Below are 3,267 nucleotides of genomic sequence, written 5' to 3'. Positions count from 1 at the left end.
TCTTGGGCGACGAGCCAGTAGCCCTGGCCGCTTGGGGTGGGGGCGATGCCGACGATGGGGGCGGCGAGGGGGTGGGGGCCACTGAGGCCGGTGAAGCCGTCGGAGGCCATGTCCCCCTCGTTCGGCGCGCCCCCGAGGGCGCTGACGGCGCCGGCGGCGCTGACCGTCCAGAGCCCCGAGCCACCGGGATCGGGAGCGGCAGCGACCGTGGCTGAGGGGGAGACGGCCGGCCCGGTGCTGGCCCGGGTCTCGGCGCTCCAGGAGAAGCTGGTCGGGTCCGATCCGCTGGTCTCGACGAGCAACTCCGCCCAGGAGGGCCCGCCCTGCCAGCCGGTCGAGTCGAAGGCGGCCCCCATGACGCAGTCCTGGCAGGAGACCTCCATGAGGACGTTGTCCCGGTGCCCCCAGCAGCCCGGGGCGCCGGCGTTCGGGCAGGCGACGTTCGGGGAGCCCGGCCCGTCGTCGTACATCCAGTAGTAGACGACCTCCAAGGGGTTCGAGAGCCCCCCGGCCCAGTTCGAGCCCCAGGCGCTCGCCGGGTAGCCGGCCGGGGGCTCGGGGTCAGCGCCCTGGGCGGCGCCGGTCGCGGCGGCTTGGTCGAGGGCGCTGGTGAGCCCGGCCATGGGCGGCAACCCCCGCACGGTCCGCTCCAGGTTCGTCGCCACGAAGAGCTGCTCGGCGGGGGTCAACTGGTACCAGTTGCCCGGCAGCTCGATGCCCGGGAGGCCCTCTTGGCTGCGGGCGTTGTCGATGGCCTTCACCGCGGCGTCCACGCAGGCCGCCGAGTCGTCGTAGCCGCTCGGGCTGCAGATGGCGAGCAGGTCGGGGTTCGGGGGGATGTTGGCCGGCGGGTTCGCCGGCGGCAGGATGCCGGCCTGGCCGCTCGAGGTCCTCGGCCAACTGTCCGAGCGGGCCGGGGCGGCCAGCTGGGGCGAGGGCGCCCGGTGGGAAGCCCGTGCGCCGAGGAGCCCCACCCCGCCCAGGAGGCCCAGGACGCCGAGGAGCGCCAGGACCAGCCGGGGCCAGGGCGAAGCGCGGCCGACCCGCCCTGCCGGGCATTCGTCGGGCGGTGTCGCCCGACCCGCGGGGCCCGCCGGCATCGCCGACCCCGTGGCACCCCACCCGTCCGCCGTCGCACCCGGCTCCATGGCCCGGTTCTCGACCGGCCCTCCGCCCCACCGAAGACACCGCGTGAGGGTTTTCGCCACGTTGGGCGCACACCGTCGTCCGTGGTGGGGATCAGCGCTCGTGGCCTGTCGGATCGGTGCCGCTGCGCCCACCGACACCGACATTCCTCAGTAGTATTCGGATATCCAAATCTAAGGAGGGTTTCCATGGACTACGACCTGGCCATCGTGGGCTCGGGTTCCGCCGGGTTCGCCGCCGCCATCGCCGCCCGGCGGCGGGGCTTGCGTGTGGTGATGGCGGAGCAGGGAACCCTCGGGGGGACCTGCGTGAACGTGGGCTGCATCCCCTCGAAGGCCCTGCTGGCGGCGGCCGAGGCCCGGCGGGTGGCAGCCGAGGCTCGCTTCCCGGGGATTCGCACCGAGGCCCGGCCGACGGACGCTGCTGCCCTGGTGGCCGGCAAGGACGAGCTGGTCGGCGAGCTCCGGCGGGAGAAGTACGAGGATCTCGTCGAGGCCTACGGCTTCGAGCTGCGCCGGGGCCGGGCCCGGTTCGTCGCCGGTCCGACCCTGGAGATCGAAGGGGAGCGCGTGGAGGCCGCCCACTACCTGGTGGCCACCGGCGCAGCCCCCTTCGTGCCGCCGGTGCCGGGCCTCGACACCGTGGAGTACCTGACCTCGACGAGTGCTCTGGCCCTCTCCGCCCTGCCCGGGTCGCTCGTCGTCGTCGGGGGCAACGCCGTGGGCCTCGAGCTCGGGCAGGCCTTCTCCCGGCTCGGGGTCGAGGTGACCGTGCTCGAAGCCCTCGACCGGCTGGCACCGGCGGAAGAGCCCGAGCTCTCCGCCGTCCTCGCCGAGGCCCTCGCGAGCGAGGGGATCCGGGTCGAGACGGGTGCCGAGGTGGCCGAGGTCGGTCGGGCTGGCGACGGCGTGCGGGTCCGCACCCGCGACGGACGGGAGGTCCGGGCGGACGCCCTCCTCATGGCCACCGGACGGCGCCCCCGGAGCGCCGAGCTCGGCCTGCCCGAGGTGGGCGTGGCCCTCGGGCCAAGGGGGGAGGTACCGGTGGACGGGCGCCTGCGCAGCGCCCACCCCCGGATCTGGGCGGCCGGTGACGTGACCGGCGGGCCCCAGTACGTCTACTTGGCGGCTGCCCAGGGCACGGCCATGGTGGAGAACGCCTTCGACGGTGGCGAACACCCCCTCGACCTCGCCACCTTGCCCCGGGTGACCTTCACGAGCCCCGCCCTGGCTTCGGTCGGCCTGACCGACGCCCAAGCGGCGGCCGCCGGCATCCCCTGCCGTTGCCGGGTCCTGCCGCTCGACGCCGTGCCTCGGGCGATCGTGGCTCGGGACACCCGGGGCGTGGTGAAGGTGGTCGCCGAGGCGGGAAGCGGCCGGGTCCTCGGGGTCCATGTGGCTGCCGCCCAGGCCGGCGAGGTCATCCTGGCCGCCACCTATGCCCTGCGGGCCGGCATGGCGGTCGACGACCTGGCGGGGACCTGGGCGCCATACCTGACGATGGGCGAGGCACTGAAGCTGGCGGCCCAGAGCTTCCGCACCGACGTCCGTCAGCTCTCGTGCTGCGCGGCGTGATGCGCGCTCAGGTGGTGGCGAGGCGTTTGGCGTGGGTGAGGAGTTGGGTGATGGTGCTGGCGGGGACGCTGTTGTGGTAGCGGACGTGCCCGTGGGGTCCGAGGAGGTAGTAGACGTCGGGGGTGCCTGAGGGGTCGAAGGCTCGGACCAAGGCGGTGCTGGGCATGCCCCAGGCCCAGCCGGGCTGGGGGACTGTTCGGCCGGCGGCGGCTCGGCCGAAGGCGAGGAGTTGGGCGAGCCCGGTGCGCCCGGGGGCGAACCATTCGGGGAGCCCGAGGGTGAGGACTTGGATCCCGTCGGCTCGGAGCTGGGCGAGGTGGTGGGCGATGGTGGGGATGCTGATGGCGCAGCTGGCGCATCCCCCGGCGACGAACCAGACCATGAGGGGTTTGCCTTGGTAGGCGGCGAGGGTCTGGGTGGTGCCTTGGGGGGTGGTGTAGGGGGCGCTGGGCGCGGCGCTGCCGGTGGGTGCTCCTGGGGGGTTGGTGGTGGTGGCGACCCCGGGGACGACGGTCTGCGAGGTGTTGGCCGGGGCGGGCCGGGCGGT

2 protein-coding genes and 1 pseudogene are annotated in these 3,267 nt (G+C 74.4%); 1 reads left to right on the top strand and 2 read right to left on the bottom strand.

The window, feature by feature from the left end:
* Positions 1–1,100: pseudogene (locus tag Acit_RS12545) on the bottom strand (hypothetical protein); the annotation flags it as partial.
* A 234-nt stretch (positions 1,101–1,334) separates the two neighbouring features.
* On the opposite strand from Acit_RS12545, the gene merA reads away from it, so the two are divergent.
* The gene (gene merA / locus Acit_RS12540) at positions 1,335–2,720 is read left to right on the top strand and encodes a mercury(II) reductase (protein ID WP_248109390.1); all 1,386 of its coding nucleotides are present in this window, start codon (positions 1,335–1,337) and stop codon (positions 2,718–2,720) included.
* A gap of 7 nt (positions 2,721–2,727) precedes the next feature.
* On the opposite strand, the gene Acit_RS12535 is transcribed toward merA, so the two are convergent.
* A partial coding sequence (locus Acit_RS12535) for a TlpA family protein disulfide reductase (RefSeq protein WP_248109389.1) occupies positions 2,728–3,267 on the bottom strand: 540 nt, incomplete at its 5' end.

This window comes from Aciditerrimonas ferrireducens (assembly GCF_023130475.1).
GTDB classification, from domain to species: Bacteria; Actinomycetota; Acidimicrobiia; order Acidimicrobiales; family UBA8190; genus Aciditerrimonas; species Aciditerrimonas ferrireducens.
Note: the sequence above shows the minus strand (reverse complement) of the source record. Positions and strands in the feature narration are given on the sequence as shown.